The organism is Streptomyces sp. NPDC048612, from assembly GCF_043199295.1.
GTDB lineage: Bacteria > Actinomycetota > Actinomycetes > Streptomycetales > Streptomycetaceae > Streptomyces.
Genome location: NZ_JBICVV010000017.1, coordinates 127728 through 141154 on the forward strand (window position 1 = coordinate 127728; position 13427 = coordinate 141154).

At 71.6% G+C, this 13427-nt stretch carries 10 protein-coding genes; 3 read left to right on the forward strand and 7 right to left on the reverse strand.

What is annotated here, in order from left to right; all coding sequences use genetic code 11:
• Positions 1–19: 19 nt before the first annotated feature.
• Entirely contained in the window at positions 20–1624 is a 1605-nt protein-coding gene (locus ACGFN2_RS24440) for a beta-N-acetylhexosaminidase (protein WP_393363797.1), read from the forward strand.
• Between the two features lie 48 nt (positions 1625–1672).
• Here the strand turns inward: ACGFN2_RS24440 and ACGFN2_RS24445 are convergent, their stop codons facing one another.
• The 7 genes from ACGFN2_RS24445 to ACGFN2_RS24475 all read right to left on the reverse strand — a co-directional run bounded on the left by ACGFN2_RS24445 (position 1673) and on the right by ACGFN2_RS24475 (position 11186).
• A complete protein-coding gene (locus ACGFN2_RS24445; protein WP_393363800.1) occupies positions 1673–2548 on the reverse strand; it encodes a geranyl diphosphate 2-C-methyltransferase in 876 nt (291 codons plus the stop codon).
• Positions 2549–2580: 32 nt separating this feature from the next.
• A complete protein-coding gene (locus tag ACGFN2_RS24450) occupies positions 2581–3642 on the reverse strand; it encodes a family 2 encapsulin nanocompartment cargo protein terpene cyclase (RefSeq protein WP_393363803.1) in 1062 nt (353 codons plus the stop codon).
• A gap of 19 nt (positions 3643–3661) precedes the next feature.
• Positions 3662–5098 carry a family 2B encapsulin nanocompartment shell protein gene (locus ACGFN2_RS24455; protein ID WP_362611524.1) on the reverse strand — a complete coding sequence of 479 codons (1437 nt, stop codon included), beginning with the start codon at positions 5096–5098 and terminating at the stop codon, positions 3662–3664.
• 325 nt (positions 5099–5423) lie between these two features.
• Positions 5424–6581: an acyl-CoA dehydrogenase family protein gene (locus ACGFN2_RS24460; RefSeq protein ID WP_393363806.1), complete on the reverse strand. Its 1158-nt coding sequence runs from the start codon at positions 6579–6581 to the stop codon at positions 5424–5426.
• 5 nt (positions 6582–6586) lie between these two features.
• Positions 6587–7528 carry a hydroxymethylglutaryl-CoA lyase gene (locus ACGFN2_RS24465; RefSeq protein ID WP_362611472.1) on the reverse strand — a complete coding sequence of 314 codons (942 nt, stop codon included), beginning with the start codon at positions 7526–7528 and terminating at the stop codon, positions 6587–6589.
• The gene (locus ACGFN2_RS24470) at positions 7525–9537 is read right to left on the reverse strand and encodes an acetyl-CoA carboxylase biotin carboxylase subunit (RefSeq protein ID WP_393363858.1); all 2013 of its coding nucleotides are present in this window, start codon (positions 9535–9537) and stop codon (positions 7525–7527) included. Before ACGFN2_RS24470 ends, ACGFN2_RS24465 begins: the two co-directional genes overlap by 4 nt.
• Positions 9538–9554: 17 nt before the next feature.
• Positions 9555–11186: a carboxyl transferase domain-containing protein gene (locus ACGFN2_RS24475; RefSeq protein WP_362611478.1), complete on the reverse strand. Its 1632-nt coding sequence runs from the start codon at positions 11184–11186 to the stop codon at positions 9555–9557.
• Positions 11187–11329: 143 nt separating this feature from the next.
• Between ACGFN2_RS24475 and ACGFN2_RS24480 the strand changes: the two genes are divergently transcribed.
• Both ACGFN2_RS24480 and ACGFN2_RS24485 read left to right on the forward strand, forming a co-directional pair.
• Positions 11330–12544 (forward strand): RNA-guided endonuclease InsQ/TnpB family protein, encoded by a 1215-nt coding sequence (locus ACGFN2_RS24480; protein WP_393363810.1) that lies wholly within the window; start codon positions 11330–11332, stop codon positions 12542–12544.
• Between the two features lie 180 nt (positions 12545–12724).
• Positions 12725–13381, forward strand: coding sequence for a TetR/AcrR family transcriptional regulator (locus ACGFN2_RS24485; RefSeq protein WP_362611481.1), 657 nt, complete (start codon positions 12725–12727; stop codon positions 13379–13381).
• The last annotated feature ends 46 nt before the right edge of the window (positions 13382–13427 follow it).

The following is a 13427-nucleotide window of genomic DNA, read 5'->3' on the forward strand; positions in this document are numbered from 1 at the left end:
TTCGCCGAAGGGACCGTCCATGAGACGACGCAGACTGCTGTTCTCGCTGCTGCTGGTCGCGGCCGCGGGGCTGGGGACCGCCGCCCTGCCACCGCAGGGCGCCGCCGGAGCCGCTCCCCGGGCCGCCACCCCGCTGGACCGGGTGATCCCCGCTCCGGCGTCCGTACGCGGCGGCGGGGAGGCGTACACGCTCGGGGCCGGCACTCGCATCCGGGTGCCCGGCGGCTCCGGTGAGGCCAAGCGGATCGCCGGCTATCTGGCGGGGCTGCTGCGGCCCGCCACCGGGCTCGCCCTCCCCGTGACGACCAAGGACGGCCGGGACGGCATCGTGCTGCGGCTCGGCGGCAGCGGCACCGGCGGCATGGGCGCCGAGGGCTACCGGCTGACCTCCGACGGCCGTGCCGTCACCCTCAGCGCCGCCCGTCCCGCCGGTCTCTTCCACGCCGTGCAGACCCTGCGCCAGCTGCTGCCCGCCGGCGCGGAGCGGGACCGGGCCGGACGCGGGCCCTGGCGGATCGCCGGGGGCACCATCGCCGACTCCCCGCGCTACGGCCACCGCGGCGCGATGCTCGACGTCTCCCGGCACTTCTTCACCGTCGCGCAGGTCAAGCGCTATATCGACCAGCTCGCGATGTACAAGATCAACCGGCTGCATCTGCATCTGTCCGACGACCAGGGCTGGCGGATCGCCCTCACGTCCTGGCCGCGGCTGGCGACCTACGGCGGCTCCACCCAGGTCGGCGGCGGCCCCGGCGGCTACTACACCAAGGACGACTACCGCGAGATCGTCCGCTACGCCGCGGCCCGCTATCTGACCGTCGTGCCCGAGATCGACATGCCGGGCCACACCAACGCCGCGCTGGCCTCCTACGCCGAGCTCAACTGCAACGGCCAGGCGCCGCCCCTCTACACCGGCACGAACGTCGGCTTCAGCTCCCTGTGCGTGCCGAAGAAGGTGACGTACGACTTCGTCGACGACGTGATCCGGGAGATCGCCGCGCTCACCCCGGGCCGCTACCTCCACATCGGCGGTGACGAGGCGCACTCCACCAGCCACGCGGACTATGTGGCCTTCATGGACAAGGTGCAGCCGGTGGTCGCCAAATACGGCAAGACCGTGGTCGGCTGGCACCAGCTGACCGGGGCGCACCCGGCCAGGGGCGCCGTCGCGCAGTACTGGGGCTACGACAAGACGGGCGCGGCGGAGCGCCGGCAGGTCGCCGACGCCGCCCGCAACGGCACCCGGCTGATCCTCTCGCCCGCCGACCGCGCCTACCTCGACATGAAGTACGACAAGGACACGCCGCTGGGCCTGTCCTGGGCGGGCTATGTCGACACCCGGCGCTCCTACGACTGGGACCCGGGCAGCTATCTGAAGGACGCGCCCGCGGACTCCGTCCTCGGCGTCGAGGCGCCCCTGTGGACCGAGACGCTGTCGACCTCGGCGCACCTCGAATACATGGCCTTCCCGCGGCTGCCCGGCATCGCGGAGCTGGGCTGGTCCCCGGCGAGCACCCACGACTGGGACGACTACAAGGTGCGGCTGGCCGCCCAGGCGCCCCGCTGGGACGCGCTGGGCATCAACTACCACCGCGCGCCGGAAGTGCCCTGGCCGGCGAAGTGAGCCCGCCGTGCCGGGCGTCGTCGGACGCCCGGCACGGCCACGTGGTCCTCAGACCCGCTCGGCGGCGATCAGCAGGTACTGGAAGCTGCCGTTGCGGTACGCGGTCAGGAAGGTGTCCTCGATCCCCGTCACCAGGTGGTCGGCCTCCCGGCGCAGCTCCCAGTACGGCAGCGCGGCCTCCGTCAGGTCCTCGACGTGCACGGGGACGAGCCGGTTGCGGGCCATCGCGCGGAAGTACTCCGACCGCGGGTGGATGTCGCAGATGTAGTGGGCGTTGATGAGGGACACCTCGCGGGAGGCGCGCCCGTAGGCGTCGTTGTAGCAGCCGGTGATCGTGACGTACCGTCCCCCGCGCCGCAGCAGCCTGGCGTGCTCCGCGAAGAGCAGGTCCAGCTCGACGTACATGGTCGACTCGTTGTTCCAGGACGCCGCGTAGGCGCCGGAGGTGAAGCCGGTGTCGAGCATGTTGCGGTGGTGGTAGCGCACCCGGTCGTCGATACCGCGCTGAAGGGCCTGGCCGTTGGCGAAGTCGGCCTGCTTGGCGGAGATCGTGGCCCCGTCGGCGTGGCAGCCGTAGCGCAGATGCGCGACCACGCTGCCGCCGCCGCGGCCGCACCCGGCGTCGAAGACGCGGTCGGCGGGAGAGAGGTCACCGAGGTGGGAGGCGAGGAGTTCGGCCTGGGCGTGCTCCAGCCGGTGCAGTTCGCCGGTGACCCGTTCGCGGCGCCGGGCGGGGTCCGGCTCCTTCAGCACCGACCGGTCGGCGTCCCCGATGCCGTAGTGGTGGTGGTAGAGGTCGTCGATCTTCCCCAGTTCGAGGTTGACCGGGTTCTCCTCGGCGTTCCAGTAGTCCGCGACCCGGGACTGGTACGTGGACTGGGTCGGCACCGGTGTGCGGTCGGTGTCGGCGTGAGCGGTGGTCAACGGTGACTCCTTGCTGTGGTGCGCGGATCGGTCTACCAGTAGTTGGGCAGCTGGTAGCGGTCGGTGTTGGTGGCGTGCCACTCGTGGTTGCCGGACACCCAGTCGGCCAGGCCGCGGACGTACCGTTCGAGGAGGGGCGAGGTGGCGGACAGCGGAGCCGACTCCGTCTCGAACGCCTCCATGATCTGGTTGTGGATCTCGACGCTCTTCAAGTAGGCCGCTTTCAGACCGCGTCGGTCGTTGGCGGCCACCACCTGGGGCAGGTTCAGATGGTCCGGGTCGCTCGCCAGCTCCCTGGTGAAGGAGTACAGGTCGTTGACGATGGTGGTGGCGTTGCAGGCCAGCGCGGTGACCCGCTGGACCTCGGGGCGGGCGTAGAGCGCCTCGGGGAGTTCGTAGCCGTCCACGGCGTCGACGATGGACAGACAGGGGCGGAAGTTGTTGAACTGCCGCATGACCAGGTACTCCCAGACCCGCGGCGCGTGCCGGGTCTCCGCCCAGGCGGCCTCCGCGAGATAGCCGAGGTGCAGCCGGGCGATGTCCTGGACGAACCGGTCGGTCTGGCTGGGGGTGGCGAGGGCCGCGTAGTCCTTCAGGGCCCAGTGGTAGGAGCGCAGCGGCCCGTCGGCCTGCACACCGTGGCGCCACTCCGCCTCCAGCTCGGGGGTGCCGTGCAGCGGGTCGAGGGCCGACTGGGCCAGGATCAGCCGGCCGCCGAGGCCGCGGTGGGCGCCGCCCTTGCCCTCGTCCTCCTCGCAGTAGCAGTTGTCGACGATGTTCTCGGCCAGCAGCAGCTTGCCCGCGACGGTGAGGCGTTCGAGGTCGGCCGCACCGGGATGCTGGAGGACGACGGCTCGGCCGAACTGGAACTCGGTGAAGTCCCCGGTCCACTGGGCGGGGAACAGGTCCAGTTCGCGGGCCCAGGCCTCCAGCCTGCGGTCGATCTCCCCGGCCTTCTCCGGGTCGGCGGGCGCGGCGGGCCGGTACCTCAGCCCGGGGACGGCTCCGCCGGGGCGCCGGTTGCGCAGGGTGCGGACGAGGTTCGGCGGGCCCGGCAGCGCGAACGCGGCGGCGGTGTTCGGGGGCGTGCTCATGGTTCGGGACTCCACCTGCTCAGTCGGCGCTCCGGCCGATCTGGACGTTCTCCAGGACTCCGACGGCGTCGGGCACGAGGATGGCCACCGAGTAGTAGGCGGTGACGAGGTAGTTGATGACGGCGGCCGCGTCGATGCCCATGAACCGGACGTTCAGGCCGGGCTCGTACTCCTCGGGGATGCCGGTCTGGTGCAGGCCGACGACTCCCTGGTCCGCCTCACCGGTACGCAGCGCGAGGATGCTGCTGGTGTGGGTGTCGCTGACCGGGATCTTGCCGCAGGGGAAGATCGGGACGCCGCGCCAGGCGGGCACCTCGTGCCCGTCGACGTTCGCCGTGCCCGGCACCAGACCGCGCTTGTTGCACTGCCGGAAGAAGGCGGCGATCGCCTTCGGGTGGGCCAGGAACAGCCGGGTCTTGCGGCGCATGGACAACAGCTCGTCCATGTCGTCCGGGGTGGGCGGGCCGGTGTAGGAGCTGATGCGCTGGCCGTGGTCGGCGTTGTGCAGCAGTCCGAACTCCCGGTTGTTGAGCAGCTCCCACTCCTGGCGCTCGCGGATCTCCTCGACGGTGAGCCGGAGCTGCTGCCGGGTCTGGTCCATGGGGTCGTTGTAGAGGTCGGCGACCCGGCTGTGGACCCGCAGCACGGTCTGGGTCAGGGAGAGTTCGTACTCGCGTGGGGCGAGGTCGTAGTCGACGAAGCCGCTGGACAGCGTGGGCTCGCCGGTGTGCCCCGCGCGCACCGGTACCTCCGCCTCGCCCTTGCGGTTCATGGGGCGCTGCTGCTGCTCCGCGTACGCCGTCAGATGGGCGGCCAGGGACGGCACCCGGTCGGTGAACTCCCGGACCACGTCCCAGGGCAGCACCATCACGACGCCCGGCGTCTCGGCCCGGACCGAGGTCAGCCACCGGGGGTCGGGCCGGCCGATCGCCTCGTCCCCCATCTGGTCGCCGTCCGTGACGACGCCGAGGACCTCCTCCTCGCCGTACTTGCCGGGCGCGGAGCGGGTGAACCGGCCGTGGACGACGAGGTAGGCCTCGGTGGTGGGCTGGCCGGCCTCGAAGAGGACCTGGCCGGCCCGGACCTCCCGCACCCGGAAGCGGCCGGCCAGCTCCTTGAGGACCTCGGTGTCGGAGTAGCCGCGCAGGGCGGGCAGTTCGGTGAGGGTCCGCGGGATCACCCGGATGTCGTCCGCGCCGTTCTGCTCGAACTGGACCCGGCCCCGGCCGACGCGGAGCTGGAGACGGCGGTTGACCCGGTAGGAGCCGCCCTTGACGTCCACCCAGGGCAGCGTCTTGAGCAGCCATCGCGAGGTGATGGCCTGCATCTGGGGCTCGGACTTGGTGGTGGTCGCCAGCCGGCGCGCGGCCTGTGTGCTGAGGCTGGTGAGCGCGCTGTCTGCGGGTGCAGCGGGCTCTTCGGCGGCGGCACCGGTGACGCTGTCCGGTACGGACACATTCCCCTCCCGGGACATGAACAGAAGTGAGCAAAACGGCCTGCTGTGAACGGAGTGGCCGTGTTCAGGAGCAAGCCAAACAGGAGGGAGAGCGCGCCGGTACGGCGTGAAAGGGGGCGAACTCGCATCCAGGAGTCATAAACCCCGAAGCGAGGCAGGCGGATCATGGTGGTGCGCCCGCGCGCCCTCGGGCCGCCGCATGCTCCCGGCACACCGGGGTACAGGAGCGGACGCGCACAGGGGCGCACACAAAGGCGGCGGCCCGGTCACCGAAGCGACCGGACCGCCTTCCTTCACCGCACCGGGGCCTGCCCCGGGAGACGCCCTACGAGACGCCCAACTCCCGGGCGATCAGCATCCGCTGGACCTCGCTGGTGCCCTCACCGATCTCCAGGATCTTGGAGTCCCGCCACATCCGGGCGACCGGGTACTCGTTCATGAAGCCGTAGCCACCGTGGATCTGGGTGGCCTCGCGGGCGTTGTCCACCGCGATCTCGGACGAGTAGAGCTTGGCGAGCGCGGCCTCCTTCTTGAAGGACTCGCCGTGCACCAGCCGGGACGCGGCGTCGCGCCAGGCCAGCCGGGAGGTGTGGGCGCGCAGTTCCATGTCGGCCAGCTTGAACTGGATGGCCTGGTTGCTGCCGATCGCCCGGCCGAAGGCCCGCCGCTCCTTGGCGTAGCGCACCGACTCGTCCACACAGCCCTGCGCCAGGCCGGTGGCCAGCGCCGCGATGGCGATCCGGCCCTCGTCGAGGATGCGCAGGAACTGGGCGTAGCCGCGGCCCTCCTCGCCGAGCAGGTTGGCGGCCGGGACCCGGACGTCGGAGAACGACAGCTCGCGGGTGTCCGAGGCGTTCCAGCCGACCTTGGAGTACGGGGCGCCGACCGTGAAGCCGGGCGTGCCGGAGGGCACGATGATCGAGGAGATCAGCGGGGAGCCGTCGTCCTTGCGGCCGGTGACGGCGGTGACCGTGACCAGTCCGGTGATGTCCGTACCGGAGTTGGTGATGAAGCACTTGCTGCCGTTGATCACCCAGTCCCCGCCGTCGCGCACCGCAGTCGTCCGCGTGGCGCCCGCGTCCGAGCCGCCGTCCGGCTCGGTCAGGCCGAAGGCGCCGAGCATCTCACCGCTGCACAGCTTGGGCAGCCATGCGCGCTTCTGCTCCTCCGTGCCGAAGTGGTAGACGGGCATGGCGCCGAGGGAGACGCCCGCTTCCAGGGTGATGGCCACCGAGGAGTCGACCCGGGCCAGCTCCTCCAGGGCGATGCCGAGGGCGAGGTAGTCGCCGCCCATCCCGCCGTACTCCTCGGGGAAGGGCAGCCCGAACAGGCCCATCCGGCCCATCTCCTGCACGATCTCGTACGGGAACGCGTGCTGCTCGTAGTACTCGCCGATCTTCGGTGCGACGACGTCGTGCGCGAACGCCTCGACCGTGCGCCGGAGTTCTTCCAGCTCGGCGGGCAGACGGTGGTCCAGGGACATGGGGGTCACTCCTTGTGGGAGAGGGCACGGAGGGTACGGGAGGGGCTCGGCCGGCCAAGGGCCCCGGCCATCCACACGCTGGTGGCGGTCAGGCGGTCCAGGTCGACCCCGGTCTCGATGCCGAGGCCGTGCAGCATCCACACGAGGTCTTCGGTGGCGAGGTTTCCGGTGGCGCTCTTGGCGTACGGGCAGCCGCCGAGGCCGCCCGCCGACGCGTCGAGGGTGGTGACGCCGTGCTGGAGCGCGGCGAAGGTGTTGGCGAGGGCCTGCCCGTAGGTGTCGTGGAAGTGCACACCGATACGGGAGGTGGGCACCCCGGCCTCGTTGAGGGAGGCCAGCAGGGTCTGCACATGGCCGGGGGTGGCGACGCCGATGGTGTCGCCCAGGCTCAGTTCGTCGCAGCCCAGGTCGAGCAGCGCCCGGCAGACCCGGACGGTCTGCGCGACCGGCACCGGGCCCTCCCAGGGGTCGCCGAAGCACATCGAGAGGTAGCCGCGGACCTCCGCCCCGGCGTCCTTGGCGCGCGCCACGACCGGTGCGAACATCGCCAGCGCCTCGTCGACCGTGCGGTTGAGGTTGGCCTTGGCGAAGGACTCGGTGGCGCTGCCGAACACCGCGATCCGGCGGGCGCCCAGGGCGAGCGCCCGGTCCAGCCCGCGCTCGTTGGGGACCAGCACCGGGAGCCGGTGCGGGTCGAGATCGCCCAGCAGCGGGAACAACTGCTCGGCGTCGGCGAGCTGGGGCACCCACTTGGGGTGCACGAAGCTGGTGGCCTCGACGGTCGGCAGGCCCGCGGCGGCGAGGCGGTGGATGAACTCCGCCTTGATCTCCGTGGGCACCACGGTCTTCTCGTTCTGCAGGCCGTCGCGCGCGCCGACCTCATGGATGCGCACGCGGGTGGGCAGCCCCTCCGCGCGGATCTCCATCGGCAGTCCGGCCGCGGTCATGAGGCGCTCTCCTGCCCGCCCCCGGGGCCGCCCGCGGACGCGGCGGCCTCGTCGGGGCTCTCGTGCGGGGCGACCACGGCCAGGATCTGGTCCATGGCGACGGTCGAGCCCGCGGTGACGTCGAGTTCGGTGACGGTCCCGGCGTGCGGTGCGGAGATGACGTGCTCCATCTTCATCGCCTCCACCACCAGCAGGCCCTGGCCGGCGGCCACCTCGTCGCCGACGGCGACCTTGACGACGGTGACCGTGCCGGGCATCGGGGCGGCCAGGGTGTCCGCACCGTGTGCCCCGCCGGCCCCGCGCAGCGCGGCCGCCACCGGGTCGTGGCTCGTCACCTGCCAGGAGTCGCCGTCCCGGCCGAGCCAGTCGCCGCTGCGGTGGAAGCTGTGCAGCACGCCGTCGACGGTGATCCGCACGCGGTCCGGCGTGACCTGGGCGGCGGCCGCGTCCGGCCGTACGTCGCGGGCGACCGGGTCGTGTCCGGGAACCCGCAGCCAGTGGCGTACCGGTGCGGGCTCGCCGCCGAGGCGGAAGCCGTCCGGCGCGGCGAACGGGTCGCGCCAGCCGCCGTCGGCCACCGCCGGTTCCAGGGCGGCCTGGCGCACCGCGGCGGCCGCCGCGTACACCTCGTCCGGCACCGTGCCGTCGACCAGCCCGGCCGCCTCCCGCTCCACCAGACCGGTGTCCAGCTCACCGGAGACCACGTCCGGGTGGGCCAGCAGCCGCCGCAGGAAACCCGCGTTGGTGGTGACGCCGAGGGTGACCGTCCCGGCCAGCGCGGCGCGGAGCCGGCGCAGTGCGCTCGCCCGGTCCGGGCCGTAGGCGATCACCTTGGACAGCATCGGGTCGTAGCGGCTGCCGACCTCCCCGCCCTCGGAGAGCCCGGAGTCCGTGCGCACCCCGTCGCCCTGCGGTTCGTGGAGCGCGAGCACCGTGCCGCCGGTCGGCAGGAAGTCCCGTGCCGGGTCCTCGGCGCAGATCCGCGCCTCGATGGCGTGGCCGGTGAGGGTGAGGTCCTCCTGGGCGAACGGGAGCGGCTCACCGGCCGCGACCCGCAACTGCCACTCCACCAGGTCGAGGCCGGTGACCAGCTCGGTGACCGGGTGCTCGACCTGGAGGCGGGTGTTCATCTCCATGAAGTAGTAGGAGGACGGGTCCTTGCCGGGCACGATGAACTCGACGGTGCCGGCGCCGCGGTAGCCGCAGGAGCGGGCCGCCTGCACGGCCGCCTCGCCCATCGCGGCGCGGGTGGCCTCGTCCAGCAGGACCGAGGGGGCCTCCTCGATGACCTTCTGGTGGCGGCGCTGGAGGGAGCACTCGCGCTCGCCGAGGTGGATCACGTTGCCGTGGCCGTCCGCCAGCACCTGGATCTCGATGTGCCGGGGCCGGTCGATCCAGCGCTCGACGAGCAGGGTGTCGTCGCCGAAGGAGGAGCGGGCCTCCCGGCGGGCGGAAGCGATCTCGTCGGCCAGCAGCGCCTCGTCGCGCACCAGCCGCATTCCCTTGCCGCCGCCGCCCGCGGACGGCTTGAGCAGGACCGGTACGCCGATCTCCCGGGCGGCGGCGGCCAGTTGCCCGTCGCTCAGCCCGCTGCCCGAGGAGCCGGGCACGACCGGGACCCCGGCCTCCCGCACCGTCTCCTTGGCCCGGATCTTGTCGCCCATCAGCTCGATGGCGTCGGCGGAGGGGCCGATGAAGACCAGCCCGGCGTCCGTGACGGCGCGGGCGAAGGCGGCGTTCTCGGCGAGGAAGCCGTAGCCCGGGTGGACCGCCTGGGCGCCCGTACGGGCCGCCGCGTCCAGCAGCCGCTCCACGGACAGATAGCTCTCGGCGGCCGGGGCCGGGCCGATGCGTACGGCGGTGTCGGCCTCGCGGACATGGCGGGCGTCGGCGTCCGCGTCGCTGAAGACGGCGACCGAGCGGATGCCGAGGGCGCGCAGCGTACGGATGACGCGGACCGCGATCTCGCCGCGGTTGGCGATGAGGACGGTATCGATGGTGGTGGCCATTCCTGTGGACATCCCTCTCACATCCGGAAGACGCCGTAGCCGGGCGCGGTGCGGTCCTTCTCGGGCAGCGGGGCGTTGGCACAGGCCGTCAGCGCCAGCCCCAGCACCTGCCGGGTCTCCAGCGGGTCGATCACACCGTCGTCCCACAGCCGCGCGCTCGCGTAGTAGGCGTTGCCCTGGGTCTCGTACTGCTCGCGGACCGGCGCCTTGAAGGCGGCCTCGTCCTCGGCGCTCCACTCCTCGCCGTGCGCCTCCAGCTGGTCGCGCTTGACGGTCGCGAGGACGGAGGCGGCCTGTTCGCCGCCCATCACCGAGATCTTGGCGTTCGGCCACATCCACAGGAAGCGCGGCGAATAGGCCCGCCCGCACATGGAGTAGTTGCCCGCCCCGTAGGAGCCGCCGATGACGACCGTCAGCTTGGGCACGCGGGTGCAGGCCACCGCCGTCACCATCTTCGCGCCGTGCTTGGCGATCCCGCCGGCCTCGTACGAACGGCCCACCATGAAGCCGGAGATGTTCTGCAGGAACAGCAGCGGGATGCCGCGCTGGTCGCACAGCTCGATGAAGTGGGCGCCCTTCTGGGCGGATTCGGAGAACAGGATGCCGTTGTTGGCGACGATCCCGACCGGGTGGCCGTGGAGATGGGCGAAGCCGGTGACCAGCGTCGTGCCGTACTCCGCCTTGAACTCCGCGAACCGCGAGCCGTCCACGAGGCGCGCGATCACCTCGCGGACGTCATAGGGCGTGCGGGAGTCCGCGGGCACCGCCCCGTACAGCCCGGCCGGGTCCACCTTGGGCTCCTCGACGGTCCGCACGGTCCACGGAAGCGGCTCGCGCTCCCCGAGGGTGGAGACGATGGTGCGCACCAGGCGCAGCGCATGGGCGTCGTCCTCGGCGAGATGGTCGGTGACGCCGGAGGTCTTGGCGTGCACCTCGCCGCCGCCCAGCTCCTCGGCGGTGACGACCTCGCCGGTGGCGGCCTTCACCAGCGGCGGCCCGCCCAGGAAGATCGTGCCCTGGTTGCGGACGATCACGGCCTCGTCGCTCATCGCCGGGACGTACGCGCCGCCCGCCGTGCACGACCCCAGCACCGCCGCGATCTGCGGAATCCCCGCCCCCGACATCCGCGCCTGGTTGTAGAAGATCCGCCCGAAGTGCTCCCGGTCGGGGAAGACCTCGTCCTGCATCGGCAGGAAGGCACCGCCGGAGTCCACGAGGTAGAGACAGGGGAGACGGTTCTCCAGCGCGATCTCCTGAGCCCGCAGATGCTTCTTGACCGTCATCGGGTAGTACGTGCCGCCCTTGACCGTGGCGTCGTTGGCGACGATCACCGTCTCGCGGCCGGAGACCCGGCCGATGCCGGCGATCACGCCGGCGGCCGGCGCCGCCCCGCCGTACATCCCGTCCGCGGCCAGCGGCGCCAGCTCCAGGAACGGCGAGCCGGGGTCCAGCAGCGCGTCCACCCGGTCGCGCGGCAGCAGCTTGCCGCGCGCGGTGTGCCGCGCCCTGGCCTTCTCGCCGCCGCCCAGCCGGGCCGCCGCGAGCTTCTCGCGCAGCTCCGCGGCCAGCTCGCGGTGCGCGGCCTCGTTGGCACGCCAGGAGTCGGACGCCGGATCGGCGGTACTCCCCAGCACCGGTGCCTGCTCCATCACATTTCCCGGCAGGGGCCCCTTGGCTTCAGGTGAGGAGGGAATGCCGTTTCTCAAGTGCTTCGACCTCGGCTTTCGGCAGGGAGCTGCACTGTTGTCAGTGGTGGCCCGTAGGTTGGTTGCGGGAAGGGAGGTGGTGGACCGTGCGCCGTAGTTACAAGTTCCTGCTCCGGCCTACGGGGCGGCAGGCGGGTGCGCTGGCGGCGATGCTGACGGATCACCGTTCCCTCTACAACGGGGCTTTGCAAGAACGCCGGGACGCGTACGCTCACCCGTCGAAGACGAAGATCCGTTACGGTGCCCAGTCCGCCCAGCTGAGCGGCATCCGCAGCTTTGATCCGGAGCGTCAGGGCCGGTGGTCGTTCTCCTCCCAGCAGGCGACCCTGCGCAGGCTGAACAAGTCGTTCGAGGCGTTCTTCCGGCGCGTCAAGGCCGGCGAAAAAGCCGGCTATCCGCGCTTCAAGGGTGCCGGTCACTTCGACACTGTGGAGTTCCCGAAGGACGGAGACGGCTGCCGCTGGGACAGTGCGCCGCACGACCCGCAGACTCGGGTCCGATTCCAGGGCGTCGGTCATGTGCGTGTCCATCGGCACCGGCCGGTACAGGGCCGGGTCAAGACGGTAAGTGTCAAGCGTGAGGGAAAGCGCTGGTTCGTCGTTCTCTCCTGTGACGATGTGCCTGCTGAGCTCCTGCCGCCAACCGGTGCGGTCGCAGGAATCGACATGGGCATCGCCCACTTCGCCACTACCAGTGACGGCGAACATGTACCCAACCCACGCTGTGGGCGGAAGAACGCCGAGGCCCTCGCCCACGCACAGCGCGAACTTGACCGGTTCCCCAAGCGCCTGAAGGCCTGCACACGGACGAAGAAGCACCGCAGGGCGGCCGACAAGGTGGCGAAGCTGCACGCGAAGATCTCGCGGCAGCGTGTGGACCACGCGCACAAGACCGCCCTCGCGCTTGTGCGGTCCTTCGATGCCATTGCTTACGAGAAGCTCCGGATCACGAACATGGTTCGAGCCCCGAAGGCCAGACCTGCCCCAGGGCGGGAAGGCAGGTTTCTTACGAGCGGCGCCGCAGCGAAAGCCGCCTTGAACCGGAGTATCCACGATGCGGGTTGGGGGTGTTTTCTGGGCATCCTCGCGCACAAGGCTGAAAGAGCCGGTCGTGTCGTGATCCCGGTGAACCCCCGCAACACCTCCCGCACATGCCCCGAGTGCGGGCATGTGTCCGGGGAGAACCGCGTGACCCAAGCGACCTTCGAGTGTGTCTCCTGTGGTTTCGCCGCGAACGCGGACCACGTCGGCGCACTGAACATCCTTCACAGGGCCGGGCTGGCCCTCTGCGTCGCTACGTGACTGACGCCGCAGGAAGCCCGTGACTTCAGTCATGGGTGGAGTCACCAGTACGAGCCCCCTTGCTCGGTCTGCTGTCCCGGTGCCGCGGTCGGCGGCCGCCGGGCCATCCGGGTTAATGGGCGTTAACCACATGTGCCTTCAGGTTAACGAGCACTAACCCGGCTGTCTACAATCGACGGCATGAGCAATGCGCAGTCCTCCGCCCCGACCAGCCGCCGCGAGCAGATCCTCAAGGAGGCCGCCCGGCTCTTCGCGGAGCGCGGCTTCCACGGCGTCGGTGTGGACGAGATAGGGGCGGCCGTGGGCATCTCCGGCCCCGGCCTCTACCGGCACTTCGCCGGCAAGGACGCGATGCTCGCCGAGCTGCTGGTCGGGATCAGCGAGCGGCTGCTCGCGGGCGGCCGGATGCGGGTCGCGGAGGGCGGCGGGAGCCCCGAGGCGGTGCTGGACGCGCTGATCGACGGGCACATCGACTTCGCGCTGGACGACCGGCCGCTGATCACCCTGCACGACCGGGAGCTGGACCGGCTGCGGGAGGCCGACCGCAAGCGGGTCCGCCAGCTCCAGCGGCAGTACGTGGAGCTGTGGGTGGACGTCGTCCGCCGGGTCCACCCGGGGCCCTCCGAGTCCCGGGCCCGCGCCGCGGTGCACGCCGTCTTCGGCCTGCTCAACTCCACCCCGCACCTCGGCCGCCCGGGTTCCCTGCCGGGCCGTACGGACATGGCGGAGCTGCTGCACCGGCTCGCGCTGGGCGCGTTCGGCGCGGTGGCCGCGGAGGCGTCGGACGGGGAGCAGGCGGCGGGGGAGTCGGTCGCGGCGGGCGTGCCGGGGGCGTAGTGCGCACCGGGCGGGACGCGGCCTTCACGGGACGGGGCTGTGGTGC

What these genes read in the sequence shown, in the direction of transcription:
- ACGFN2_RS24440 (WP_393363797.1), top strand. Translation starts at nt 20, where the DNA reads ATGAGACGACGCAGACTGCTGTTCTCGCTGCTGCTGGTCGCGGCCGCG.
- ACGFN2_RS24450 (WP_393363803.1), bottom strand. Translation starts at nt 3,642, where the DNA reads ATGAGCACGCCCCCGAACACCGCCGCCGCGTTCGCGCTGCCGGGCCCG.
- ACGFN2_RS24460 (WP_393363806.1), bottom strand. Translation starts at nt 6,581, where the DNA reads ATGTCCCTGGACCACCGTCTGCCCGCCGAGCTGGAAGAACTCCGGCGC.
- ACGFN2_RS24465 (WP_362611472.1), bottom strand. Translation starts at nt 7,528, where the DNA reads ATGACCGCGGCCGGACTGCCGATGGAGATCCGCGCGGAGGGGCTGCCC.
- ACGFN2_RS24470 (WP_393363858.1), bottom strand. Translation starts at nt 9,537, where the DNA reads ATGGCCACCACCATCGATACCGTCCTCATCGCCAACCGCGGCGAGATC.
- ACGFN2_RS24475 (WP_362611478.1), bottom strand. Translation starts at nt 11,186, where the DNA reads ATGGAGCAGGCACCGGTGCTGGGGAGTACCGCCGATCCGGCGTCCGAC.
- ACGFN2_RS24485 (WP_362611481.1), top strand. Translation starts at nt 12,725, where the DNA reads ATGAGCAATGCGCAGTCCTCCGCCCCGACCAGCCGCCGCGAGCAGATC.